Consider the following 22,568-nt stretch of genomic DNA (forward strand, 5'->3'; position numbering starts at 1 on the left):
GGCAGACGATGTCGTGCAGCAATCACACGCTGGCTTCAGCAGCCCTCTCGGCAAGCATGACCATCACAATGCCGGCCGTGCGCCGCACATGCTCAAGCGATGCCGCAGCGGCAGCATCGCCGTCTTTCTTGGCAATAGCGGACAGCAATTTGTTCATCTCGCGATTCGAGTCCGCGCCTCTTCCCGGCGACGCAATGGTCACGGATCGCAACTGATTGATTCGCGCGTTCAGCGACTTGACTACCGAATGCATCATCAGCTTGTGGCCGCCGGTGAACATGACTTCATAAAAACGCTCCGTGTAGGTCAGCACGCGCTTGAAGTCCGACTGGTCGAAGGCGTCTTCAATCTCCTTGCGAATTTCGCGTAGCTGTTTCACCAGCGCGGGGGTCGCATGCTCGGCACACGCGCGCGCCGCCTCGGACTCGAGCAACGCGCGGATTTCGTAGATCTCCTGAACCTGCTCGGGATCGAGCCGTGCCACAATCGGCCCGGAATGCGCGACGGTTTCGACCAGGCCCTCAGTTTCGAGGTGACGCAGCACTTCGCGCACCACGGTCCGGCTGACACCCAGTTGATCGCACAGCGTGCGCTCGATCAGGCGGTCGCCGGGGTGATAGATACCCTGAGAAATTGCGTCACGCAATTTCTCCAGCGTCAGCTCACGCAAGGTAGGTGCACTTCGGTCGACACGCATTTGATCGATCATGGTTTTCTCGTCTCCGGTCTGATATCCGGAATCCCTGGTTTTTGGAATCCCATAGTATTGCACACGCGTACTGGATTCCCTTTGGCTTCAAAGGGCTGCCCTGATCAGGCGGCGAATACCCGGGCGCTATCGTTCTCCCATTCGAGCCAGGCGCGCGCACCGATCGCCAGGCTCGGCTCGCGAGAACGGATGGATGTCCGCACCGCGATCTCCTGTTCCCAAGGCGTGGCGACCGCGTAGTGCATCGTGTCGCCAAGATAGGTGACATCGCGAACGACCACCTGCAGGCCGCCGTCCACACTCTCCGACGGCTGCGCGCGAATGCTGATCTGCTCAGGCCGAAGCATCAGCGCGCCGTTGTCGCCGTCGTTCAAGGCGTGATCGAACCCGCCGACCCATACCGGCTTGCCGTTCGGAAACACCGCCCGCGACGAGCCATTGCTGCCGGCCAGCGTAACCGGCAGGAAATTCGAGTTACCGATGAAACTTGCGACGAAGCGCGATGCCGGCTTCGCATAAAGCTCCTCGCCGCTGCCAACCTGCTCGATGCGCCCTTTGTTGAACACCGCGATTCGGTCGGACAGGCGCAGCGCCTCTTCCTGGTCGTGGGTCACATAGAGGATTGTCACGCCGGTCTGCTGGTGGATGCGGCGGAGTTCCGTCTGCAATTCCTCTCGCAGCTTTTTATCGAGCGCGGAAAGCGGTTCGTCCATCAGGAGGACCGGCGGATCGTAGGCGAGTGCCCGGGCAATCGCGACACGCTGCTGCATCCCGCCGGACAACTGGTCTGGCATGCGGTCGCGGCAATCGCCGAGGTGCACGAGCTTGAGCATCTGCTCGACCTTCGACTTCACCTGGGCATCGGGCAGACGCCGCACGCGTAACGGAAACGCGACGTTCTCCCCGACCGTGAGGTGCGGGAACAGCGTGTAGCGCTGAAACACCATGCCGATGTTGCGCTTGTTAGGCGCCACCGACAGTAGCGACTTGCCGTCGAGCAGCACGCGTCCTTCTGTGGGCGACTGAAAGCCCGCGACAATGTACAACGTCGTGCTCTTGCCCGAGCCCGACGGCCCGAGGAAGGTCATGAACTCGCCCTTCTTGATATCGAGCGAGACATGGTCGATAGCGACCACGTGGTCGTAGGTTTTACGAAGCCGTTGAATCTGCAAAAACGGTGCGCTCACGATTTACCTCTCTTAAGGACAAGCCCCAGCAACATCAGGATGACAGTCAGGCCAACCAGCAATGACGACGCAGCGGCAATCACAGGCGTCAGGTCCTGCCGCAACGTGCTCCAGATACGCACGGGCAGCGTTTGCAACGTCGGGCTCGCCATGAAGATCGACACCACGACTTCGTCCCAGGACGCGAGGAACGAGAAGATGGCGGCGGCGAACAGGCCGAGACGAATGGCGGGCAGCGTGACGCGCCACTTCACTTCAAACGGACTCGCGCCGCAGATCAGCGCAGCGTCTTCGAGCGAGGTATCGAAACTCTCCAGCGAATTGCTGATGGCGATGATCGAAAACGGCAACGCAATGATCAGGTGACCGATCACGAATCCAACCAGCGTTCCGGTCAAACCGATGCGCAAGAAAAAGGCGTACAACGCAACAGCGAGCACGACCACGGGCAATACCATCGGCGTGAGGAAAAACGCTTTCAGGAGCGCACGGCCCCGGAACGTGCCGCGCGTCAACGCAAGTGAAGCAAAGAGGCCCAGCACGACCGACAACACCATCACGACCACGCCCAGTTCGACGCTCGTGATCAGCGAGTCGAACCAGCCCGGATCGGAAAACAGCATTGCATACCAGCGCAAGGTCCAGCCGGGCGGCGGGAACAGCAGCCACTGCGAATCGCCGAACGACAACGCGACAATGAACAGTACCGGCAGCAACAGGAACAGCGACACGGCCGCGCCAACACCCAGGAGCGCCCAGCGCATTGGTCCGAGACGATCGAAATCGAGCAACATGTCAGTGGGCTCCCGAAGCGTCCGGCGCGCGGCCGGAAAAGCGCAGTTGCACTGCATAGAGCGACAGCGTGACGAGCAGCAGCACGAAGGCGGCGGCGCCCGCGAGCCCCCAGTTCAGCAATTGCTGCACGAGTTGCGCGATCAATTCAGCGAGCATCATGTACTCAGGACCGCCGAGCAGCGCAGGCGTCACGAAGTACCCCAGCGCCATCACGAACACCATCAACGCGCCGCTGGCAATGCCCGGCATGGCGAGGGGCACCAGCACGCGCCAGAATGCCTGCCAGCGGCTCGCGCCGCAGATAGCAGCCGCACGCAGCGTGGTGGGATCGATGGCGCGCAGGGTGGCGTGCAGCGGCATCACGAGAAATGGCAACATGATGTAGGTCATGCCGATCGTCACACCAGTCAGGTTGTTGACCAGCGTCAGCGGCTCATGAATCACGCCGAGCCACATCAGCAGGCGGTTGATCGGACCTGTTTGCTGCAGCAGGACCATCCAGGCGAAGGTGCGTGCGAGCAGGTTGGTCCACATTGAGAGCAACAAGATTGCGAACACGAGCTTACTGACCCAGCGCGGTGCAATGGCAAGCAGCCACGCGGTCGGAAAGCCAATCACGAGCGTCACCGCCGTCACCACCGACGCCACGAAGAAGGTGTTGCCGAAGACCCGAAGGTAAGTCGTCGAGCCGAACAACTGCGCATAGTTCTGCAGGCCGGGCGACGGGTCCAGCACGCTGCGCAGAAGCAGCGAGAGAACAGGTAACAGGAAGAACACGATCAGCAACAGCAGGGCCGGCAGCACCAGCCGCGTCCTCCTGAAACCGGCGCTCACCTTCGGCCAAGACACCCGAGGCTCCGCGACAGTGCTCACTGCGTTCGACATGACAACTCCTTCAAGATGATCGGCAGCCATTTCTTTTCTTAGACTTTATTTGGACTGCCAAGCATACCAGCGCTTGGCGATTTCATCGCGGTGATCCGCCCAGTACTTCATGTCGAGGTTGATCTGCGTCGCCTTGTACTGGTCCGGCTGCGTCTTCGCTACCTCTGCGGGCAGCAGCGCGGCCGACTTCAGGTTGACCGGCGCGTAGCCAGTTTCAGCGGCGAAATTCGCTTGCGCCTGCGCACTGGTCGCAGTAGCGAGGAACTTCATTGCCTCGGCCTTGTGCTTTGCGCCCTTCGGCACGACGAGCATGTCGGCAGCAGTCAGGTTCTGGTTCCACGACACGCCCACGTCCACGCCGGTTTGCTGCAATGCATGCAGGCGGCCGTTCCAGAAGACGCCGAGCGGCGCCTCACCCGATGCCATCAACTGCTGCGACTGCGCGCCGCCGCTCCACCAGACAATCTGGCTCTTGATGGTGTCGAGCTTCTTGAACGCGCGATCGAGATCAAGCGGATACAGCTTGTCGGGCGCGACGCCGTCGGCAAGCAGCGCGACTTCCAGCACACCCGGTGCGGACCATTTGTAGAACGTACGTTTGCCGGGGAAACGCTTGGTGTCGAAGAGATCGGCGTAGTTAGCGGGACCGCCGTTCTTGAACGAAGCCTTGTTGTACCCGAGCACGAACGAATAATAGAAACTGCCGACCGCACCCGGCGACATGAAGCGCGGGTCGAGCTGGCTCTTGTTCACCACCGAGTAATCGATCGGCTCGACCAATCCGTCGCGCAATGCGGCGTACGCAAAGTCGCCCTCCACGTCGACCACGTCCCACTGCACGTTACCGCTGTCGACCATGGCCTTGAGCTTGCCGTAATCGGTCGGCCCGTCCATCAGCACCTGGATTCCCGATGCCTGGGTGAAGGGGGCCGCCCAATCCTTCTGTTGAGCCGATTGTGTCGTGCCGCCCCAACTGGCGAAGACGATCGGCGCGGCGGCTGCGAACACGGGCGCGGTGACCGAAACAACAGCGGTAACGATCAATGCGCGCACCAGGGCGTGCAAATTTAACGGTTGCTGCATGACGACTGCTCCTAGAAAGGAAACGGCTGACCTCGAGAGGACTAAGCTTGGACGGCTGGTTTTATTTGAGCGGTGAAAATGCAGCGGGCTTCATGATCTTGCTTTCCATGGTTTCCAGCAGCGCCTGGATCTTCGGTGCGAACGCTTGCCACGCAGGATCTTCCGCCAGCCGCTGACGACGCGCTTCGCGGTCATCGAGGCTGATATAAGCCCACATGTGGACGATCTGATTGAGCGGCCCGATCTCGGAGAAGAAGTAACCCACGAGTTCTCCGAGATGCTCCTTCTGCAACGCGATGCCTTCTTCCTCGACCAGTTTCAGGTAGGCCGGGACCGCGCCGGTGCGGATCTTGTAAGTGCGGATTTCGTAGTACATGGCGGCTCGTTCGTGTCTGTCTTCAACGCATGACGAAGGGATCGGCAATCGGCTCGTCCGATGTCCTGATCCATACGGATTTGGTGCGGGTGTAGTCGAGTACGGCATCGAGTCCGCCTTCGCGTCCGAGACCACTCAACTGATAACCGCCGAAGGGCACAATTGGCGAGACGGCGCGATAGGTATTCACCCAGACGATGCCGGCGCGCAGCCTGCGCGTCAGCCGGTGGGCACGCGTCAGGTCACGCGTGAACACCCCTGAAGCGAGCCCGTAGCGCGTGTCGTTTGCGAGCGCAATGGCTTGCTCTTCAGTATCGAAACTCATCACGCTAAGCACAGGACCGAACAGTTCTTGCGCGACACTCGGTACATCCGACGTGGCGCATTCGACAATGGTCGGTTCGAAGAAAAACCCTTTGTCCATGCCTTCGGGACGATGGCCGCCGGTCAGCAGTTTCGCACCAGCGGCGAGGCTTGCCGCCAGCACCGATTCAATGTGGTCACGTTGTTTGACCGTCGCCAGCGGGCCCATTTCCGTATCCACATTCTGCGGATCACCTATCTTGATTGCCCGCGCTTTCTCGACCAGCTTCGTCAGCAGCCGATCGCGAATGCCACGCTGCACGAGCAACCGTGAACCCGCTACGCAACTCTGACCGGTCGCTGCAAAAATCCCGGCAATCACCGCGTTGCTGACGCTTTCCACATCGGCATCGTCGAAGACCAGTACCGGCGATTTACCGCCCAGTTCCAGCGACGTCGCCGCGAGGTTCTCAGCCGAGTTCCGCACGATATGACGCGCCGTCTCGGGACCACCGGTGAACGCGATTTTCGCGACGAGCGGATGGGTAGTCAGCGCGTGACCGCAATCGGCCCCAAAACCCGTCAGGATGTTCACCACGCCCGCTGGAAAGCCAGCCTCGTGAATCAGGCGCGCAAACGCGAGCAACGGCGCAGGACCCTCTTCCGATGCCTTGATGACGATCGTGCAACCCGCAGCAAGCGCGGGTCCGATCTTCACCGCCGACAAAAACAGTTGCGAGTTCCACGGCACGATTCCGGCTACGACACCCACTGGCTCGCGTCGAAGAAACACTTCCATGTCCGGCTTGTCGACCGGCAGATACGCCCCCTGGATCTTGTCCGCGACCCCCGCGTAATAGCGGTAATACTCGGCCACATAACCAATCTGGCTGCGCGTCTCGCGGATGATCTTGCCGGTGTCGGCCGTCTCCAGTTCAGCCAGTTCCTGCGCGTTGGCCGCAACAAGATCCGCGAGCCGGTACAGCAGCTTGCCGCGCTGGCTTGCGTTCAGGTTGGCCCACTCGGGCGAGAACAGCGCGCGGTCGGCCGCTCTGACCGCACGGTCGACGTCCGCCGCACTGGCTGCGGGCATGGTCGCCCAAACCTCGCCGGTCGCCGGATTGATACTATCGAAGGTTTGCGAGGCGTCGCTGAATTCGCCGTCGATGTAATGCTGGAACGACTTCAACATGTCATCTGCTCCGGATTAGCGGGCGTCGAACGCGGGCATCACGTCGGAAATAAACAGTTCAAGCGAACGGCGCTTGCGCTCGAAGCTCATGTTGCTGTCGAGCCAGAAGCTGTATTGATCGAAGCCCAGTTCCTCATAGTGTTTCAACCGGCCGATGACATCAGCGGCCTGGCCAATCACCAGGTTCTTGCGAATCTGCTCCGGGGTGTATTGCGGGAACGAAGCTATGTCCGCTTCCGTCAGCGGTTCAATGAAGCCCTGCTCAACCGGCCGCTCGTTCTTGAACCACTTGCTGAAATAGCAATAGAAGCGGCTCAGGTCTGCCACGGCTGCATCGACTTCAGCGGCGTCCGCACCCACGAAGGTGTGCATCAGCATCATGATCTGGGGACGTGGCACATCAGGGTTCGCCTTGCAGGCCGCGTTGAAACGGTCCATCAGGTTCACCACTTCAGTGTCACCTGCTGCTAGCGACGTGACCTGCACATGACACCCGTTCCTCACTGCGAACTCGTGCGAATTGGGATCGCGCGCCGCGAGCCACATCGGCGGATTGGGCTGCTGGATCGGGCGCGGCACCGGCGTGGTCGAAGGCCACGACCAGAATTCGCCCTGGTGCGCGTAGTCGCCTTTGAACAGGTTCCGCAATGCCGGGACGAGTTCACGCATCCGTGCGCCGGCGCCGAACGCGTCGAGGCCCGGCAGCAAGCGTTCATATTCGAAGGAATACGCGCCGCGCGCAATGCCGAGGTCGAGACGCCCGTTGCTCGCGACATCGACCATGCCGGCTTCGCCCGCGAGGCGGATCGGATGCCAGAACGGTGCGATCACCGTGCCGGTGCCGAGACGAATGCGTTCCGTGCGCGCAGCGAGGTACGAAAGGTTGATGAAGGGGTTCGGCGCGATCGTGAATTCCATCGCGTGGTGTTCGCCGACCCACGCGGTTTCGAAGCCGCCCTTTTCTGCGATCTGGACGAGCTCGGTGAGTTCGTCGAAGAGTTGCCGATGCGACGTCTGCGCGTCGTAACGCTCCATATGGAGAAACAGCGAGAATTTCATGATCGACCTATGTGCAGGAAAACAGTCCGTCTTGCTGCGGGCGCGATGAACTTAAGCGTCCCGCTTCGTGTCGACCGCTTGAACGTTGCGGCTGGTATTACGGTATTCCATCAGATGCCGCAAATCAAGCACTTCCATATTATGGTATTCCATAATATTAGATGTGCATGCGGATGAATTTGAGGAGGCGGAGAAGGGCTCGGAGAGCATGGGTGAGCCCGTCGTGGAATGAATCGCGAAGGGCGAAGCGGCTGCCGCACAAGCATGCGCGAGAGGCGCAGCGGCTTAATAAGCTGAGGGATAGCGAACCGCTGGCTTGGCGAAAAGTCGTGCTCGCCAAATGGCTTCATGCGGACGGCGGCCTGATCATCTCGATGAACCCACGCGTGGTGTCGACGTGGCCGCCAAGGTGGAATCCATACGCTGATCAACCGGCTTGCGGAACGGGGCAAGGCAGAAGTTTCCGCTCTTCGGCGTGCCGTGCGTCGCGCGTCAGGATTCGCACCAGCAATTCATTGCGGCCTCCATGCTCAATTCCGGCGATGCGGTCGTGGCCATCTCGAACACCAGCTCTACCTGCTCGCTGATCGAGGTCGCGCGGACCACCCGCGAATGCGGCGCAAGCGTCATAGTGATTACCGGTTCGAACGGCCCGCTCGCGAGTTTCTCGGACGCCGCGGTGATCGCGAAGACGCTGGAAAATACAGATGTCTATACGACAACCACGTTGCGCTGCGCAAAGGCGACGCTCATACGCTCGTCGTGCTGGACATAAAAAAACGCCTGGCCGACTGCGCTCAATCGGTGTCATTTGATAGCGGCCCATCGCTGCTTTGTCGAATCAGGAAGGCCGCTCCGGCCTTCGCATAGGGCGCCTGCCCCGGGCTTAAGAAGCTGCCTCGGCAGACAAGCCTGAATTTCCCCGGAATTACCAGCTTTTTGATAAATTGTTGTTCAAATAATACGTGCTCGGATCGAATATCTGCTGTGCTCATGAAGGTAAATATCTTTTCATAAAAATGAAACCGGACCACTCTAAGGTTCGTCGAGCCGGACGTTCAGTAACCTTCGAAATCCTTACACCTCGGTGGATACAGGGCGATTCTCCTGCTTGTGATTGGATCGGCTGTTAGTCAGACTGTTTGGTATGCCAATTATTTCGGCTATATGAATATTTAGCATGTTGCTTTAGAAAGCAACGGAATAACCAAACAATCAAACATCAGTGTGACTTTCCGATCCTGTCAAATAGGATATCTCCTCTTTTACAATCTGAAACACGACAAAATGAAAATTCAAAAGACCACGGCTGCCATTCTTGCTATCGGAGCATTTGCCGGCGCCGCACACGCACAAAGCAGCGTGACCTTGTACGGCATTGCCGACGCCGGGTTCCTGTTCAACAACAACGTCAAGGGCAGCAAACTCTACGGTCTGTCGAGCGCCAACTCGTCACGCTGGGGTTTGCAGGGTGCTGAAGACCTGGGCGGCGGCCTCAAGGCAATCTTCACCCTTGAAAACGGTTATACCCTCGGCACCGGCGCGCTGGGCCAAGGCGGCCTGGAGTTCGGCCGCAAGGCCTTCGTCGGCCTGTCGAGCGCCACGTACGGTACGGTGACACTGGGCCGCCAGTACTCGGCAAGCAACGACGCCACCTCCTCGTTCGCATCGGGCGCCGACTGGGCTGCATCCGGCCTTGGCTACGGCACGCGCGCAGGTGACGTCGATAACGTGGATACGTCGAACCGCATCCAGAACGCCATCAAGTACACGAGCCCCAACTACCGTGGCGTGACCGTCGGCATCCTGTACAGCCTCGGCGGTCAGGCCGGCCAGTTCTCGAGGAACGCAGTCACCGACGCAGCCGTGTCGTACGTAAATGGCCCGATCAAGCTTGGTGCGAGCTACGACTTCACCAAGGACCCGTACTACGCGACGTTCGGCAACCAGGGCAACTCGTCGACGCCGACTTCGGCTGCGGGTGGGACCAACAACATGGCAAGCCGTATTTACGGCGGCTACGCGTCGGCGGGCTCGCAGCAGATCATCACGGCCGGCGGTTCGTACGTGCTCGGATCGGCAACGATCGCCCTGCTGTACTCCAACACGCAGTTCCAGAACCTCGGTCAGGTCAATGCAATTGGCAGCTACGGCACCAAGTACAACGGCGGCACCGCTACGTTCAATTCGGGCGAACTGAACGTGAAGTACGCGCTGACCCCGGCTCTTACCGTGGCCGGCGCCTACATCTACACGCATAACAGCGGCGCCGATGGCGTTGGCAGCGCCAAGTACAACCAGTTCAACCTGGGCACCATCTACTCGTTGTCCAAGCGTACGTCGCTGTACGCGACGGGCTTCTTCGAGACCGCTTCGGGCGTGGATTCGACGGGCAAGCAAGCGGTTGCTGACTTCAGCGGATCGACCTACTCCTCTAACAACCACCAGTTGGCAGCCATTGTTGGTATAACCCACAAGTTCTAAATGGTGGCCTGACGCTTTGGGTTGCACTCCTAAGCGTTTCTTGAAGCACGCGGCCTTCTCTCTCCGGATTTTCCGGGTAGAGAAGGCCGTTTTTTTCAGCCTCACACCGCCGTTGTCTGGCCCGCCAAAACCCCAAACCCCATCCACCGGCGCGAGCGAAAAACCAATTCTCAGGGTTGCGCCCCAGCATAATAAGCCGCCGCCGCGTCAATTTCGTCCGGCGTCATATTCCGCGCAACATTGCGCATCTGCTCGTTGATATCGTTATGACGCGTGTCGTTCGCGAACGCCTGCAATTGCGCCCGGGTGTATGCAGCAGGCATCCCCTCGAGCCACGGGCTACCCGCCTTATGATCGATACCGCCATGGCACGACGCACAGGAGGCAATGTTTCGCATCGGCGCTCCGCCGGACACGATTTCCGGCACGGGCATGGCCGGCGCTGCATCGGACCGCAACGCCACCGGTCTCGGCAAATACGCGTAATAAGCAGAAAGATCACGCATGTCCTGGTCGCTCAGGTTCGAGACCATCGGCGACATCACCGCATTGCGGCGCGCGCCGGACTGAAAGTCGAGTAGCTGCTTATAGATCACAGAAGAATATTGTCCCGCGAGATTCGGCGAGTTGGCATCGCTCATGCCACGCACGCCATGACACATGGTGCAACGCATGGACAAGGTCGCGCCACGGCCGATCGACGTGCTACTCGACTCCGCCAGCAGTTGCGGCGTCATAGCCACCGTGCTCGTTTGCACCAGCGGCACAGGCGTAGCCGACGAAGCGCGCAGCCATTGCTGCGGTACACCCGCTGCACTGCAGATCGCATTCCAGACGCCCTGGAAGGGCTGGTCGCTTTGTGCCGAGGGCAACCATATGAAACCAACAGCCGCCGAGAACACGACCAGCGCGAGCATGCCGCCAACCGTGACCGTGAACCACCGGTTTCGTAACGAGAACAGGCGTTCTTCGCTCATCGCTGCGGCCCTCCAATCTGAATCGCGGGGATGGACGTATCAGAGCGGAATAACAACGAAGCGACCGGATAACCGTAGTTGAAGAGCGTCAGCCCGATCATCAGCGCAAGCCACAGGCCAAAGCTGTTCAATGCGACCGGAATGGTCTTCGATTCATGCACCGCCTTGCTGAACGTGTACTCTGCAACCACACTCCGCGGTCCACGATGGTTGCAAATCAACACGATGAAAAACATCACTGCCGAGACGACCAGGATCAAGCCGCCAATAGTCGAAATAATCACCGATAACGCCTGTGCAGCAATCTCCGGGTCGGTGTAATCGAAGAAAGCCATGCGCCGCGGCATGCCAAGAATGCCGGCGAAATGCCATGGGAATGTCAGCACGATCATGCCGATGAACCACAGCCACAACTGCTGGCGCATCAGCTTCAATTGCGTCATCGCGCGACCGGTAAGATGCGGCCAGAGATCATAGGCAATCGCGAAATACATGATGACGATAGCCCCGCCAAAGATCAGATGGAAGTGACCGGTGATCCACTGCGTGTTGTGAACAGCCGAGTCGAGCTGGTAGCTCATGTTGATGATGCCGCCCGCCCCGCCAAAGCCGAGCATCACAAACGAAAACGCGAGCGCAAGCATTAACGGATTATCCCACGGCAACGCCTTGATCCAGCCAAAGGTGCCCCGGCCGCCGCGCAAGCGGGCCGCTATTTCAACCGATGCGCAGATCGTGAACACCGTCAGCATGGTCGGCACTGCAACCAGCGCCGTGAACACCGAATGCATGAACTTGAAACCCGAACCAACTTGCGGATCGGCGAACAGATGGTGGATGCCGATCGGCATGGAAACCACCAGAAACAGGATGAACGAGATGCGCGCCATCGAATCGCTGTACAGACGGCCGCCAATCGCGCGCGGCAGGATCGTGTAATACGCTATATAAGCGGGCATCAGCCAGAAGTAGACGATCGCGTGAAGGGACCACGAGAAGAACACGCGGGCAAGGCCGGCGTCGATCGTCGTCTTGAAGCCAAGCGCCACAGGCAGGATCTGGAACAGGATCTCGATAGCCGCACCCACCGCTGTCCAGCCCCATAGATAAGCCCCAGCCAGGGTAGCGAACATGGCCAGAGGTACTGGCACACCCTTATGCTCGCGTTTCCACACGGCGAGGTTGATCGACATCAGCGCGACCCAGATCCACGAACCGACCACCACCAAAACGATGCCAATATAGAAGAACGCATTGGCGATCATCGGTGGATAGAAGGTGTAGAGGACCGAGGCGAGACCCATGGCAACGGGGACCATCGCGGTGACCGTCCCCACGGCCACGAGGATGAATCCGGCCCATGCCCAGCGCGCTCCGATCAACGGTTTCTTCAGCGCCAGTTCGGTGACCGCGTAACCAAAGCCCATTGCGATCAGCGTGGGAAACACGTAGGCCATGGCCGAGCCATGCGCCGTCACCGAGCGATAGTAGAGTTCCGGATTCTTCAGCCACGGATGCAGCGGACTGCGCACCCACATTTGCCACGCGCCGAGCAGCAACGCGCCGCCAAAGCTGATGAAACCAAGCCAGAAATGCGCGAGAACGAGTCGCTTGCTATTTAACACAACTAAGTCTCCGCGAACCGTTAGCGTTTGCCATCTTGAGGAAAGCCGTTTTGTCGATCACCTTGACGTGCGCCCACATCCCCTGATGCCCGGTGCCGCAGAACTCGTGGCAAGGCATCAGATGCTCGCCGGGCTGCGTGAACGTGCTCTTGAAAGTGGAGATATAACCGGGCTCGAGCATCGAATTGATATTCGTGTTCGTAATCAGGAATCCATGCACGACATCCGCGCTGGTCGCGCGAAAGGTGATGGGCGTATCAGTTGGAATCAGCAGGCATTGCGGCGTGAACGAGTACTGCTGCGCGACGATCCGTACGGTAACCGAACCATCCGCTTCAACCGCGCTGCCCAGGTTGCTTTCAATGAATTCACCGCTTACGTTAAGGGTTTCAGGCCGCACGGTCTCCACTCTGGACGGCGGCATCATGGCCCAATGCAAGCCGGTGAAGATCGTCATGGCGACCAGCACGCAGAGAATAATGACGACAAGAAGCGCCCACTTGCGCTCTATGCGCGCGGCAATGTCGGCAGACGCATGCGACGGGTGTTCAGTGCTCATTGGATAACGCCGCGGGGTAAGAAGACCAGGAAATAGAACGCAAACCACAAGCCAATGACAATGGCCGTTGCCGCGCCAGCAAGCGCAATGGCGCCGTGCGGACCGTCTCGCACGATCTCATCGACGGCGACATCTTCTTTCTCGGAATCGGTCATGACGTCCTCAATAAAGTGGGGCTGAGCGCAACGTGTTGACTTCCTTGACGCTGACGGGCGTGCCGTGATTGCCCCACGCCGTGCGGATATACGTAACGACCGCCGCGACCTCGACGTCGGAGAGCGACTGAGCGAACGGCGGCATGCCATAGGGCATCGGGTTCTTCTTCGTGCCCGGCGCATATCCGCCGTTCAGCACCATGCGAATCGGATTCACCGCCGACGTCATCTGGATCGACTGGTTGTTCGCCAGAGGCGGGAAATGCGGCAGCTTGCCCTGCCCTTGCGACGCATGGCACAGCGCGCATTGAGCGTCGTAGATCTTTTTCCCCAGCGGCGAAAGGTTGGTCTGTTGTTCGACAACCGCGGCGGTTGCAGGCGCAGGCTTTTCGCCGGCACGTGCAGGCAACGTCTTAAGATAGACCGCCACGGCGCGAATGTCTGCGTCCGTCAGGTACTGGAAGCTGTCGTACACGACCTCGGCCATGGGTCCATAGACTGCTCCACGATTCGACACGCCCGACTGCAACAGGTCCGATATGTCCTCAATGCTCCAGTCACCGAGCCCCGCTTCCTTATTCGATGTCAGCGAAGGCGCATACCAATTCTGCACCGGGATCAAGCCTCCTTCGAAACGCTTGGAGGGCGAATTTCCGCCTAGCGCATTGATCGCGGTATGGCACATCGTGCAATGGCCAAGCCCTTCAACCAGATAAGCGCCGCGATTCCATTCCACCGATTGCGTGGTGTCAGGCTGGTATTCGCCGGGCTTCATGTACAACATGCGCCACCCATACAGCAATGAGCGCTGGTTAAACGGGAACCGCAATTCATGCGCGCGATTAGGCTGATGAATGGGCGGCGTGGACAGCAAGTACGCGTAGATAGCGTCGGAGTCGTCACGCGTGACCTTGGTATAGGAGGCGAACGGCATGGCTGGATACAGCAGCTCGCCGTCGCGCGACTTGCCCGTATGCATCATGGTGTAGAACTCAGCCGAGGTCCACTTGCCTATACCGGTCTCTTTATCCGATGAAATGTTCGGCGTATAGAGCGTGCCGAACGGTGTTTCCATTGCGCGGCCGCCGCCGAATAGCTTGCCGGCGGGCACCGTGTGGCACGCAATGCAATCGCCGGCGCGAGCGAGATATTCTCCACGAGCAATCACTGCGGGATCGGCGGCTCGTGCATTCAACGTCACGACGCAAGCGCAAAAAAGCATTAGGGCACGGAAACTGAACACGTCTATTTCCTCGCCTATTGATTAGGAACAGTGCCGCAAGCGAGCGGCATCTTGAGCGACCCTGCCGCCACGGGTGCCGGATTCTCCGGCGCGGGCAACGAAGCCAGGTACGCCGCAATAGCCGTGATGTCCCGGTCGGCTAGTTTCGTGGCGATGTCATGCATGCAATCAGGAGCGAGCGTGGTGCGCGTGCCGTAACGCCAGGCGCCCAACTGGGCGCTGATGTAGTCGGAGTGCAGGCCCAGCAAGCCAGGAATGGCCGGCTCCATGCCGGTCAGCGCCGCACCGTGACATGCAACGCATGCGGGAATCTTGCGTGACGCGGCACCGCTATTTACCAGGGTCTTGCCTAGCGCAAGCGTCGCGGTATCCGCAGTCGCTGGCGCGGGCGTGGGGAATGGCGGATGCTCGGCGGCGAAGTACTCCGCAATTTTCATCAAATACGGGTCAGGGAGATACGCCAGTAAATAATTCATTGGCGGGTACTTGCGACGACCGTCTCTAAAGGCGAGCAATTGGTTGTAAAGATAACCAGCGGGCTTGCCTGAGAGCCGCGGGTAATAGTCGTTGCTCGTGCCTTCACCCTGCGCGCCATGGCACGCCGCGCAACCAAGCACGCGCGCCTGCATGGTGTCAGGCGCCTTCTCGGCCGGCGTCTCGCCAGCGGCGAATGCTTGCAGGCTTGAACTTGCGAGCAGCACTAGTGTTATGACGACGCTGCGTATGCCCACCGTTGTATCCCTCGATCGGGTTTTTGTGTCTGCAGTATTTCGCTACAGCTAATTTTTTATAACCACGCGACTGCTCTGGTCCTTAAGCTTAAAGCACTTAAGCCAATTTGCCGAGCGCTAAGATTCACACGATTTCGCGTATTATTAATCATTATTGAGATGATTCAACATGTCGAAATAATGCGCTTTAACGTTCAATGATCTATGTCAAAGAATTGGCATTATTTCTCGGGCTTTGGTTTTTTCTTTAAGCATTTTGCTAGCGCGCAGATGGTTGGCTAATGGACAAGCGCGCCCCCCCTGCATTGACTGGCACACATACAAACGAGCATGGCGCAGACGATGAACCGTTCTGCGCCATGCTCTACACGCTGAAGGCAGTCACATGACAGCCAACGGCCTTCTCCACCCCGTTCACGACCCTGCATAGATATTGCAGAAGCTGACAGGACCCACGCAGGTTTCAGGACTTTGCGTACCACTCATCCTGGCGCGTGGCGCACTGGCGTTCGAGCCGGCGGCCACACCGCCATACGCGCTCGCGTTTTTGCTCTGGGTCTCGGCTTGCTTCCCGGCCTGCTTCTCGGCCTGATTTTGAAACACAGGGCTGATATCCGGGTACGAAGCATTCGACACGTACTCCGAACCATTTTGTTGCGCTTCCACCAGTTGCTGGCGGACTTCGGAACGGGTCAGTCCTTGTGCGAAAGCGCTTGATGAAACGAGGACGGCGGCGGACAACGTAAGCAAGGCAAGTGTCTTCATTTTCGACTCCAATGTGTTTAACGGGTTGGTACAAGGGCTAACCCATTTCTCGCCGGGTTTATTCCTGACGCGTCGAAAATAAATACGGGCATAATTGCACGAGACACCATCCCTTCAGACGAACAGACCTGCACCAAGAAAAAGCCGCCGAAGCATTGACTCCGGCGGCCGCATAAATTTGCTCCTGGTGAAGCGAGAACGCTTAGAGTGCCTGCACCTGCACTGGCGTTCCGGGCTTGCCCGACACTTGCGGCGCAATCACCAGATAGCGCCGTTTGTCGGCGGCATGACTGGTGCCCGGCACGACCACCTGACGGATCTGTCCAATTGCGTTGACGATCGCCGAGCCCGCCGGGTTAGTCATGAACAACGCGAGCGCTTCCACGTTGCCGCTGCCATCGGCGTTATCGGAAAGACCTAACACGTAGGGCGATTTAGGCTGCAAGCCGGTCGCCGATGCTTGCAGCACTTGCAGCAAGCCCTGATCGAACAGCGCAACGCTGGTAGGCGCCACGTCCGTCGCTTGACCTGCCCCCACCGGCACCATGCTGAGATGTGCGCTCTCGCCCGCCAGCCCAAGCGGTTGCGTGTTCTGCGTACCATCGCCTTCAGGCACCGCGTTCGGCACATAGACAACCGCTTGCGGCGCCTGCCCGATAGGCACGGTAGCAATGACCTTGTTCGTCAAGGTATCAATAGCCGTCATTCCGTCGGCATTTTCCAGGCCAACATATACGCGGCTGCCATCGCCCGACGGCCAGATTCCATGCGGCAGCTTGCCGACGGGGATGGTAGCGACCTGCGAGAAGTCGTCGGTACGAAACACCTTCACCTGATTCAGGCCACCGACCGTTACATAAGCAAAAGTGCCATTGACGTTATGCACGATGTTCACGTGGTTCGTGATCGGACCTGTATCGATAATCTTTAGCGTGGCGAACGGCGGACGAGCGTCGAAGACCTGCGTCTTGCCCGTATCTTTCAGCGTGAACCAGACCTGCTTGCCGTCCGGCGTAGCCGCAATGTTCGGGCAGAACGGGCTCGCCTGAGTGACCTTGCCGACCAGCTTGTGATCGGCCACGGAGATCACGTCCACTTCAGGATTGAACGACGAACACACGTACCCGTACTTGCCGTCGGGCGAAAAGATCTGCATGCCCGGCCCCGCGGGAGTGATGATGCGGGTCTTCTCCTCAAACGTGTTGCCATCCAGCACCGACACATAGTTTTCTCCCCGCACCGTCACCCAGACCTCATTGCCGTCCGGTGTAAAAAATGCTTCGTGGGGTGCTCGCCCAACATAAGTCACATGCTTGACGGCGTTGGTCTGCGTGTCGATGAATGAAACCGAATTCGAGCCGATCGAGACCACGGCGATCGTGCGATGATCGGGCGAGAATCCCATGCCGTGCACGAGCACCTGCCCCTTGTACAAAGGGCTGAAATTGCCCGGCGACGGATCGCCAAGACGAATCACACCCACAAGTTTATTGTCGACAGGGTCCGTGACAGAGACCGTGTTCGAGAACTGTTCGGCCGCATAGACGCGGTCGTGGTGGCTGATCGCCACGTCAGGTGCGGATGCAGAATCGGGGACTTGCCCCGCGCACGCAAGCTGCGGGATAGCTCCGAACGCAGCAGCCGCGAATACCGTCATCGCGGCGGAAAACAGAGTGGCTCGTTTCATTTCATCTCCTGGTCCATGCGCATTGGCATGGGCATTGTTGTGCTGGACTTGGGTTGGACGGATGCTGCGTTTGCCGGTGCCTGGCCTTGATCCGGAGCCGGTGCCGAGGGAGGCAACGGTTGACCGATCGCGAGGCGCATGGCGATGATTTCCTGCTGCTGTTCAACGATGATTTCCTGAGCTATCCGACGTAATTGCTCGTTATGTCCATAGCGTAGTTCGGCCTGCGCCATATCGATTGCCCCTTGATGATGCGGAATCATCATCGCGGTGAAATCCCGATCGACGTCACCGCTCGGCTTGATGGACATACCGTCCATCATGCGCGTCATCGCCTGGTCGTTTTCAGCAAGGAACGGCGTTTCCGGGGCTCCGTTCGCCGCGTCTGCAGCATAGGCCGGAGAACCGGCTGAACCTAGCGCAACGGCAGCAACGGAGACCGCAGCGGCAGCCAAGCAGCGGGCACGCAGAACCGTAATGAAATTGGAAGACATGGCGATTCACCTCAAAGAACTGGCGTGACGGATATCAATGCCAGCGCTAACCCCTTTCCTCAACCCTTTATTCCACGACTTTTTTCTCCGCCGGGAAAAGACGCCATCGGCAAGACGCCACCGGCCAAGTACAGCGAGGGCCCTGCAAGCGACTCTGCACGAATCTTCGTAATCTTGTATAAGGATTCCGATTAAGAAGAACGATAAAAAATCCCCCACGACAACTGGAGTTGTAGATGACGACCCTTTCCATCAACGGCGAATCTCACACGGTCGACGCCCCACCTGACATGCCGCTTCTCTGGGTGCTGCGCGATCTGGTCGGCCTCACCGGGACCAAATTCGGTTGCGGTATCGCACAATGCGGCGCGTGTACCGTGCACCTCGATGGTCAGGCCGTGCGCTCCTGTGTGCTGCCGATCGCGGCGGTTGGAGAGCGCAAAGTGACGACCATCGAAGCCGTCAGCACCACGCCCGCAGGCAAGAAAGTGCAGGACGCATGGGTCGCGCTCGATGTTGTGCAGTGCGGGTACTGTCAGTCGGGTCAGGTGATGTCAGCGGCTTCACTGATCGCCTCGAACCCGAACCCCTCGGACGCCGATATCGACGCTGCCATGGCGGGCAACATCTGCCGCTGCGGTACATACAACCGTATCCGTGCCGCGGTCAAGCACGCCGCCAAGGGGGCGTGACATGTCGCAAGGATTACTCGATGCGCAGAACCGCCGCGCACCCGACGGCCTGAATCGGCGCACATTTTTAAAGTTGGGGATATCGGTCGGCGCAGCGGTGGGCGGCGGCTTGATGCTGGGTTTCAGCCTGCCCGCGGCGAGCCAGGGCGAAGCGCCTACGGCCAAGTCGGTGATCGGCGGCGACGGCAACGAAGCGCCGCAAAGCGGTGTATTCGAGCCCAATGCGTTTGTGCAGATCGACACAACGGGCAAGGTGACGCTGGTGATACCCAAGGTCGAGATGGGCCAGGGAATCTATACGTCCATCCCCATGCTGATCGCGGAAGAACTGGAAGTGCCGCTGGATAGCGTGGTGATCGATCACGCACCGCCTAACGAAAAGCTCTTCATGGACCCGCTGCTCGGCGGCCAGTTGACCGGCGGCTCGACTTCGATCCGCTATGCATGGGAGCCCATGCGAAAAGCCGGTGCAACCGCACGCGTGATGCTCATTTCCGCGGCAGCGCAACAATGGCAGGTCGACCCGGCGTCGTGCCATGCAGAGAAAGGCGAAGTCGTGCATGCGGCGAGCAACCGCCGCATCGGTTACGGACAGCTCGTCGATGCTGCCGCAAAACTGCCCGCGCCGCAGAACGTGCCGCTTAAAGACCCGAAGGATTTCAAGCTGATTGGCACCGCTGCCAAGCGTCTCGACTCACCAGAAAAAGTGGACGGCACGGCCATGTTCGGACTCGATGTCCGCGTGCCAGGCATGGTCTACGCTGCCATCGTGAATAGCCCGGTGTTCGGCGGTACGCTTGCCTCCGTCGACGACACGAACGCGAAGAAGATCCCCGGCGTTCGCCAGGTGATCCGGCTCGACAACGGCGTGGCCGTGATCGGCGACCATACGTGGGCCGCCAAGCGCGGCGCGGCAGCGCTCGATATCAAATGGAATGAAGGCCGCGGCGCGGACTTCTCCACGGCCAAGGTGGTTCAGCAACTCGCCGATGCATCGAAGCGCGACGGAGCGGTCGCGCGCAAGGATGGCGACGTCAAGAAGGGCTTCAACGACGCCAAGACGCGTGTTGATTCGGTCTACCAACAACCCTTCCTCGCGCACGCCACCATGGAGCCGGTGAACTGCACGGTGTCTGTGCGCGCTGACGGGTGCGATATCTGGGTGGGCACGCAAGTCCCCACGCGCGCCGTGGATACGGCCGTGAAGATCACCGGCCTTTCCGCCGACAAAATCACCGTGCACAACCATTTGCTCGGCGGCGGCTTCGGGCGGCGGCTGGAAACCGATTTCATCGCTCAGGCGCTGAAAGTCGGCAAGCAAGTGGGCACCCCCGTGAAGGTCACATGGACGCGCGAGGAGGACATCCAGCACGACATGTATCGCCCGTATTACTACGATGTCATCTCCGCCGGCCTCGATGCCAACGGCCGCCCGGTCGCGTGGCAGCATCGCATTGTGGGCTCTTCCATCATGGCGCGTTTCGCTCCGCCCGCGTTCAAGAATGGACTGGATCCGGATGCGGTGGAAGTTGCCGCCGACCTGCCCTACGACCTCCCGAACCAGTTCATCGATTACGTGCGTCAGGAGCCCATGGACGTGCCCACCGCGTTCTGGCGTGGCGTAGGTCCGACTCGCGGCACCTTCGTGGTCGAAAGTTTCATGGACGAACTGGCCGCGCAAGCAAAGGTCGACCCGGTGAAGTATCGCCGTGATCTGCTAGGCAAGACACCGCGCGCGCAGAACGTGCTCGACGTTGCCGCCCGTGAAGCCGGCTGGGGCAACACGCCACCCAAGGGCCAGGGACGCGGGGTATCGGTGATGCACGCGTTCGGCAGCTTCTTCGGCATGGTGGTGGATGTGACCGTGAACGGCGACGGCGAAGTGGCCGTGAACCGCGTGGTCTGCGCGGTGGATTGCGGCATGGTGGTCAATCCGAACACCATCGAGGCGCAAATCCAGGGCGGCATTATCTTCGGCATCACGGCAGCGCTTTATAGCGAGATCACGATCAAGGATGGCCGCGTCGAACAATCCAACTTCACGGATTACCGGATGCTTCGGATTGATCAGACGCCCCCTATCCAGGTGCATATCGTGAAGAGTAGCGAGGCACCCGGAGGCATTGGCGAACCGGGTACTGCGGCCCTTGCGCCCGCGCTGACCAACGCGATCTTTGCCGCTACCGGCAAGCGCTTGCGGCAGTTGCCCGTCGGCCGTCAACTGCAAAGCACATGAGGGAACACACAATGATCAAACATCTTGTTGCCTCGCTTGCGCTCACGTTCATCACGTTCAGCCCGCCTTTGCTGGCTCATGCTGCTGCGACCGATGATCCGCTTGTTGCCCGTGGCGGCTATCTCGCGAAGGTGGGCGATTGCGTAGCCTGTCACTCCGCGCCCAAAGGCAAGCCGTTTGCTGGCGGCCTGCCGATGACCACGCCCATGGGCAAGATCTACACGACCAACATCACGCCCGACCCGGATACGGGCATTGGCAAATGGAGCGAGGAGGACTTCGAAAAGGCGTTGCGCCAGGGCGTGGCGAAGGACGGCCACAACCTCTATCCGGCCATGCCTTATACGTCCTATGCAAAGATTCGCGACGACGACGTGACGGCGCTCTACGCGTACTTCATGAAGGGCGTTGCGCCGGTGAACCAGGCGAACCGGCCATCGGATATCCCGTTCCCGCTGAACATGCGCTGGCCGCTCAAGTTCTGGAACATGGTGTTCCTCGACAAAGCCGTGTACCGCGACAAGGACGGCCAGGACGTTGCGTGGAATCGCGGTGCTTACCTGATCCAGGGCCTGGGCCATTGCAGCGCTTGCCACACGCCTCGCGGCATTGCGTTCCAGGAAAAGGCACTCGATGAAACCGGCAGCGCGTGGCTCACGGGCGGTGTGCTCGACGGCTGGTTTGCGTCCAACCTGACAGGTGAGCAGAACGTCGGACTTGGTCGCTGGTCGGATGCGGACTTGACCACCTTCCTGAAGACTGGGGCGAATGCGCATGCGTCGGCGTTCGGGTCCATGACGGATGTGATCAACCACAGCACGCAGGGCATGAACGATCAGGATCTCGCGGCCATGTCGGCGTATCTGAAGTCGTTGCCGGCGGCGGGCGGCACGAACGCGCCGGCCTATGCCTACGATCCGAAGGCCACCGCGGCACTACTTCAACATCCGGCTAATGACGCAGGCGCGAAGGTGTATACCGCGTACTGCATGCATTGCCACGGTGTGGATGGCCGCGCGTTCGCACCGCTGCTTGCGCCGCTGGCGGGCAATCCGAACGTGATGGAGACGGACGCCTCGTCGTTGATCAACGTCACGCTCAACGGCACGCGCGACCTGGTGATACAAGGCATTCCCGCGGCGTATCCAATGCCGAAATATGCGCCGGTGCTAAGCGATCAGCAGATCGCCGACGTGCTCACGTTCATTCGCACTGGATGGAACAACGGTGCACCCGCCGTTGCAGCAGCCGATGTCGCGAAGCTGCGCAAGAGCACGCAAGCATCGCAGTAAGTCTGTATTGGTCTTGGCGAAAGCGGTGGCGGATTTTCA

23 protein-coding genes are annotated in these 22,568 nt (G+C 59.7%); 5 read left to right on the forward strand and 18 right to left on the reverse strand.

All coding sequences use genetic code 11. From position 1 onward, the window contains the following. Window positions 1-22: 22 nt before the first annotated feature. The 8 genes from SBC1_RS32220 to SBC1_RS32255 form a co-directional block, all read right to left on the reverse strand. Window positions 23-706 (reverse strand): GntR family transcriptional regulator, encoded by a 684-nt coding sequence (locus SBC1_RS32220; protein ID WP_206366162.1) that lies wholly within the window; start codon window positions 704-706, stop codon window positions 23-25. A 107-nt stretch (window positions 707-813) separates the two neighbouring features. Beyond that, window positions 814-1,896, reverse strand: a complete 1,083-nt coding sequence (locus SBC1_RS32225) for an ABC transporter ATP-binding protein (protein WP_165104375.1) — start codon at window positions 1,894-1,896, stop codon at window positions 814-816. Next, window positions 1,893-2,690: an ABC transporter permease gene (locus SBC1_RS32230; protein WP_165104376.1), complete on the reverse strand. Its 798-nt coding sequence runs from the start codon at window positions 2,688-2,690 to the stop codon at window positions 1,893-1,895. The genes SBC1_RS32225 and SBC1_RS32230 overlap by 4 nt, the downstream gene beginning before the upstream one ends. A gap of 1 nt (window position 2,691) precedes the next feature. Next, window positions 2,692-3,576 (reverse strand): ABC transporter permease, encoded by an 885-nt coding sequence (locus SBC1_RS32235; RefSeq protein WP_165104377.1) that lies wholly within the window; start codon window positions 3,574-3,576, stop codon window positions 2,692-2,694. Between the two features lie 45 nt (window positions 3,577-3,621). Further along, a complete protein-coding gene (locus tag SBC1_RS32240) occupies window positions 3,622-4,659 on the reverse strand; it encodes an ABC transporter substrate-binding protein (RefSeq protein ID WP_165104378.1) in 1,038 nt (345 codons plus the stop codon). 61 nt (window positions 4,660-4,720) lie between these two features. Further along, window positions 4,721-5,035 (reverse strand): NIPSNAP family protein, encoded by a 315-nt coding sequence (locus SBC1_RS32245; protein WP_165104379.1) that lies wholly within the window; start codon window positions 5,033-5,035, stop codon window positions 4,721-4,723. Between the two features lie 22 nt (window positions 5,036-5,057). Next, window positions 5,058-6,530 (reverse strand): aldehyde dehydrogenase, encoded by a 1,473-nt coding sequence (locus SBC1_RS32250; RefSeq protein WP_165104380.1) that lies wholly within the window; start codon window positions 6,528-6,530, stop codon window positions 5,058-5,060. Between the two features lie 15 nt (window positions 6,531-6,545). After that, a complete protein-coding gene (locus SBC1_RS32255) occupies window positions 6,546-7,589 on the reverse strand; it encodes an LLM class flavin-dependent oxidoreductase (protein WP_165104381.1) in 1,044 nt (347 codons plus the stop codon). A 475-nt stretch (window positions 7,590-8,064) separates the two neighbouring features. Here SBC1_RS32255 and SBC1_RS32260 point away from each other — a divergent pair, with 475 nt between their 5' ends. Then, the gene (locus SBC1_RS32260) at window positions 8,065-8,364 is read left to right on the forward strand and encodes an SIS domain-containing protein (RefSeq protein ID WP_241202381.1); all 300 of its coding nucleotides are present in this window, start codon (window positions 8,065-8,067) and stop codon (window positions 8,362-8,364) included. A gap of 22 nt (window positions 8,365-8,386) precedes the next feature. Here the strand turns inward: SBC1_RS32260 and SBC1_RS32265 are convergent, their stop codons facing one another. Then, window positions 8,387-8,584 carry a hypothetical protein gene (locus SBC1_RS32265; RefSeq protein WP_165104383.1) on the reverse strand — a complete coding sequence of 66 codons (198 nt, stop codon included), beginning with the start codon at window positions 8,582-8,584 and terminating at the stop codon, window positions 8,387-8,389. Between the two features lie 292 nt (window positions 8,585-8,876). Here SBC1_RS32265 and SBC1_RS32270 point away from each other — a divergent pair, with 292 nt between their 5' ends. After that, window positions 8,877-10,073 carry a porin gene (locus tag SBC1_RS32270; RefSeq protein ID WP_370469673.1) on the forward strand — a complete coding sequence of 399 codons (1,197 nt, stop codon included), beginning with the start codon at window positions 8,877-8,879 and terminating at the stop codon, window positions 10,071-10,073. A 170-nt stretch (window positions 10,074-10,243) separates the two neighbouring features. On the opposite strand, the gene SBC1_RS32275 is transcribed toward SBC1_RS32270, so the two are convergent. The 9 genes from SBC1_RS32275 to SBC1_RS32315 all read right to left on the reverse strand — a co-directional run bounded on the left by SBC1_RS32275 (window position 10,244) and on the right by SBC1_RS32315 (window position 18,309). Beyond that, window positions 10,244-11,050: a cytochrome c gene (locus SBC1_RS32275; RefSeq protein ID WP_165104384.1), complete on the reverse strand. Its 807-nt coding sequence runs from the start codon at window positions 11,048-11,050 to the stop codon at window positions 10,244-10,246. Further along, window positions 11,047-12,675, reverse strand: coding sequence for a b(o/a)3-type cytochrome-c oxidase subunit 1 (locus tag SBC1_RS32280; protein WP_165104385.1), 1,629 nt, complete (start codon window positions 12,673-12,675; stop codon window positions 11,047-11,049). The genes SBC1_RS32275 and SBC1_RS32280 overlap by 4 nt, the downstream gene beginning before the upstream one ends. Further along, window positions 12,665-13,234 (reverse strand): cytochrome C oxidase subunit II, encoded by a 570-nt coding sequence (locus tag SBC1_RS32285; protein WP_062093121.1) that lies wholly within the window; start codon window positions 13,232-13,234, stop codon window positions 12,665-12,667. The genes SBC1_RS32280 and SBC1_RS32285 overlap by 11 nt, the downstream gene beginning before the upstream one ends. Continuing rightward, on the reverse strand, window positions 13,231-13,389 hold the full coding sequence (locus tag SBC1_RS32290; protein WP_165104386.1) for a hypothetical protein: 159 nt from the start codon (window positions 13,387-13,389) through the stop codon (window positions 13,231-13,233). The genes SBC1_RS32285 and SBC1_RS32290 overlap by 4 nt, the downstream gene beginning before the upstream one ends. 7 nt (window positions 13,390-13,396) lie before the next feature. Then, on the reverse strand, window positions 13,397-14,611 hold the full coding sequence (locus tag SBC1_RS32295) for a cytochrome c (protein WP_165104923.1): 1,215 nt from the start codon (window positions 14,609-14,611) through the stop codon (window positions 13,397-13,399). Window positions 14,612-14,646: 35 nt separating this feature from the next. Continuing rightward, window positions 14,647-15,261 (reverse strand): c-type cytochrome, encoded by a 615-nt coding sequence (locus tag SBC1_RS32300; protein WP_165104924.1) that lies wholly within the window; start codon window positions 15,259-15,261, stop codon window positions 14,647-14,649. A 516-nt stretch (window positions 15,262-15,777) separates the two neighbouring features. After that, the gene (locus SBC1_RS32305; protein WP_165104387.1) at window positions 15,778-16,128 is read right to left on the reverse strand and encodes a DUF4148 domain-containing protein; all 351 of its coding nucleotides are present in this window, start codon (window positions 16,126-16,128) and stop codon (window positions 15,778-15,780) included. Between the two features lie 202 nt (window positions 16,129-16,330). Continuing rightward, window positions 16,331-17,815, reverse strand: coding sequence for a YncE family protein (locus tag SBC1_RS32310; RefSeq protein ID WP_165104388.1), 1,485 nt, complete (start codon window positions 17,813-17,815; stop codon window positions 16,331-16,333). Beyond that, the gene (locus SBC1_RS32315) at window positions 17,812-18,309 is read right to left on the reverse strand and encodes a DUF305 domain-containing protein (protein ID WP_165104389.1); all 498 of its coding nucleotides are present in this window, start codon (window positions 18,307-18,309) and stop codon (window positions 17,812-17,814) included. The genes SBC1_RS32310 and SBC1_RS32315 overlap by 4 nt, the downstream gene beginning before the upstream one ends. Before the next feature lie 236 nt (window positions 18,310-18,545). On the opposite strand from SBC1_RS32315, the gene SBC1_RS32320 reads away from it, so the two are divergent. From SBC1_RS32320 to SBC1_RS32330, 3 genes are read left to right on the forward strand one after another with little or no spacing between them, the layout of a single operon-like run. After that, on the forward strand, window positions 18,546-19,001 hold the full coding sequence (locus SBC1_RS32320) for a (2Fe-2S)-binding protein (RefSeq protein ID WP_165104390.1): 456 nt from the start codon (window positions 18,546-18,548) through the stop codon (window positions 18,999-19,001). Between the two features lies 1 nt (window position 19,002). Continuing rightward, window positions 19,003-21,237, forward strand: a complete 2,235-nt coding sequence (locus tag SBC1_RS32325; protein ID WP_165104391.1) for a xanthine dehydrogenase family protein molybdopterin-binding subunit — start codon at window positions 19,003-19,005, stop codon at window positions 21,235-21,237. Between the two features lie 11 nt (window positions 21,238-21,248). Then, a complete protein-coding gene (locus tag SBC1_RS32330; RefSeq protein ID WP_206366128.1) occupies window positions 21,249-22,529 on the forward strand; it encodes a cytochrome c in 1,281 nt (426 codons plus the stop codon). Window positions 22,530-22,568: the final 39 nt, after the last annotated feature.

Source organism: Caballeronia sp. SBC1, from assembly GCF_011493005.1.
Lineage (GTDB): Bacteria > Pseudomonadota > Gammaproteobacteria > Burkholderiales > Burkholderiaceae > Caballeronia.

Coding starts and splice junctions, on each gene's coding strand:
- SBC1_RS32230 (WP_165104376.1), bottom strand. CDS start 2,690: ATGTTGCTCGATTTCGATCGTCTCGGACCAATGCGCTGGGCGCTCCTG.
- SBC1_RS32235 (WP_165104377.1), bottom strand. CDS start 3,576: ATGTCGAACGCAGTGAGCACTGTCGCGGAGCCTCGGGTGTCTTGGCCG.
- SBC1_RS32240 (WP_165104378.1), bottom strand. CDS start 4,659: ATGCAGCAACCGTTAAATTTGCACGCCCTGGTGCGCGCATTGATCGTT.
- SBC1_RS32245 (WP_165104379.1), bottom strand. CDS start 5,035: ATGTACTACGAAATCCGCACTTACAAGATCCGCACCGGCGCGGTCCCG.
- SBC1_RS32250 (WP_165104380.1), bottom strand. CDS start 6,530: ATGTTGAAGTCGTTCCAGCATTACATCGACGGCGAATTCAGCGACGCC.
- SBC1_RS32255 (WP_165104381.1), bottom strand. CDS start 7,589: ATGAAATTCTCGCTGTTTCTCCATATGGAGCGTTACGACGCGCAGACG.
- SBC1_RS32265 (WP_165104383.1), bottom strand. CDS start 8,584: ATGAGCACAGCAGATATTCGATCCGAGCACGTATTATTTGAACAACAA.
- SBC1_RS32270 (WP_370469673.1), top strand. CDS start 8,877: ATGAAAATTCAAAAGACCACGGCTGCCATTCTTGCTATCGGAGCATTT.
- SBC1_RS32275 (WP_165104384.1), bottom strand. CDS start 11,050: ATGAGCGAAGAACGCCTGTTCTCGTTACGAAACCGGTGGTTCACGGTC.
- SBC1_RS32285 (WP_062093121.1), bottom strand. CDS start 13,234: ATGAGCACTGAACACCCGTCGCATGCGTCTGCCGACATTGCCGCGCGC.
- SBC1_RS32290 (WP_165104386.1), bottom strand. CDS start 13,389: ATGACCGATTCCGAGAAAGAAGATGTCGCCGTCGATGAGATCGTGCGA.
- SBC1_RS32295 (WP_165104923.1), bottom strand. CDS start 14,611: ATGCTTTTTTGCGCTTGCGTCGTGACGTTGAATGCACGAGCCGCCGAT.
- SBC1_RS32300 (WP_165104924.1), bottom strand. CDS start 15,261: ATGCAGGCGCGCGTGCTTGGTTGCGCGGCGTGCCATGGCGCGCAGGGT.
- SBC1_RS32305 (WP_165104387.1), bottom strand. CDS start 16,128: ATGAAGACACTTGCCTTGCTTACGTTGTCCGCCGCCGTCCTCGTTTCA.
- SBC1_RS32310 (WP_165104388.1), bottom strand. CDS start 17,815: ATGAAACGAGCCACTCTGTTTTCCGCCGCGATGACGGTATTCGCGGCT.
- SBC1_RS32315 (WP_165104389.1), bottom strand. CDS start 18,309: ATGTCTTCCAATTTCATTACGGTTCTGCGTGCCCGCTGCTTGGCTGCC.
- SBC1_RS32320 (WP_165104390.1), top strand. CDS start 18,546: ATGACGACCCTTTCCATCAACGGCGAATCTCACACGGTCGACGCCCCA.
- SBC1_RS32325 (WP_165104391.1), top strand. CDS start 19,003: ATGTCGCAAGGATTACTCGATGCGCAGAACCGCCGCGCACCCGACGGC.
- SBC1_RS32330 (WP_206366128.1), top strand. CDS start 21,249: ATGATCAAACATCTTGTTGCCTCGCTTGCGCTCACGTTCATCACGTTC.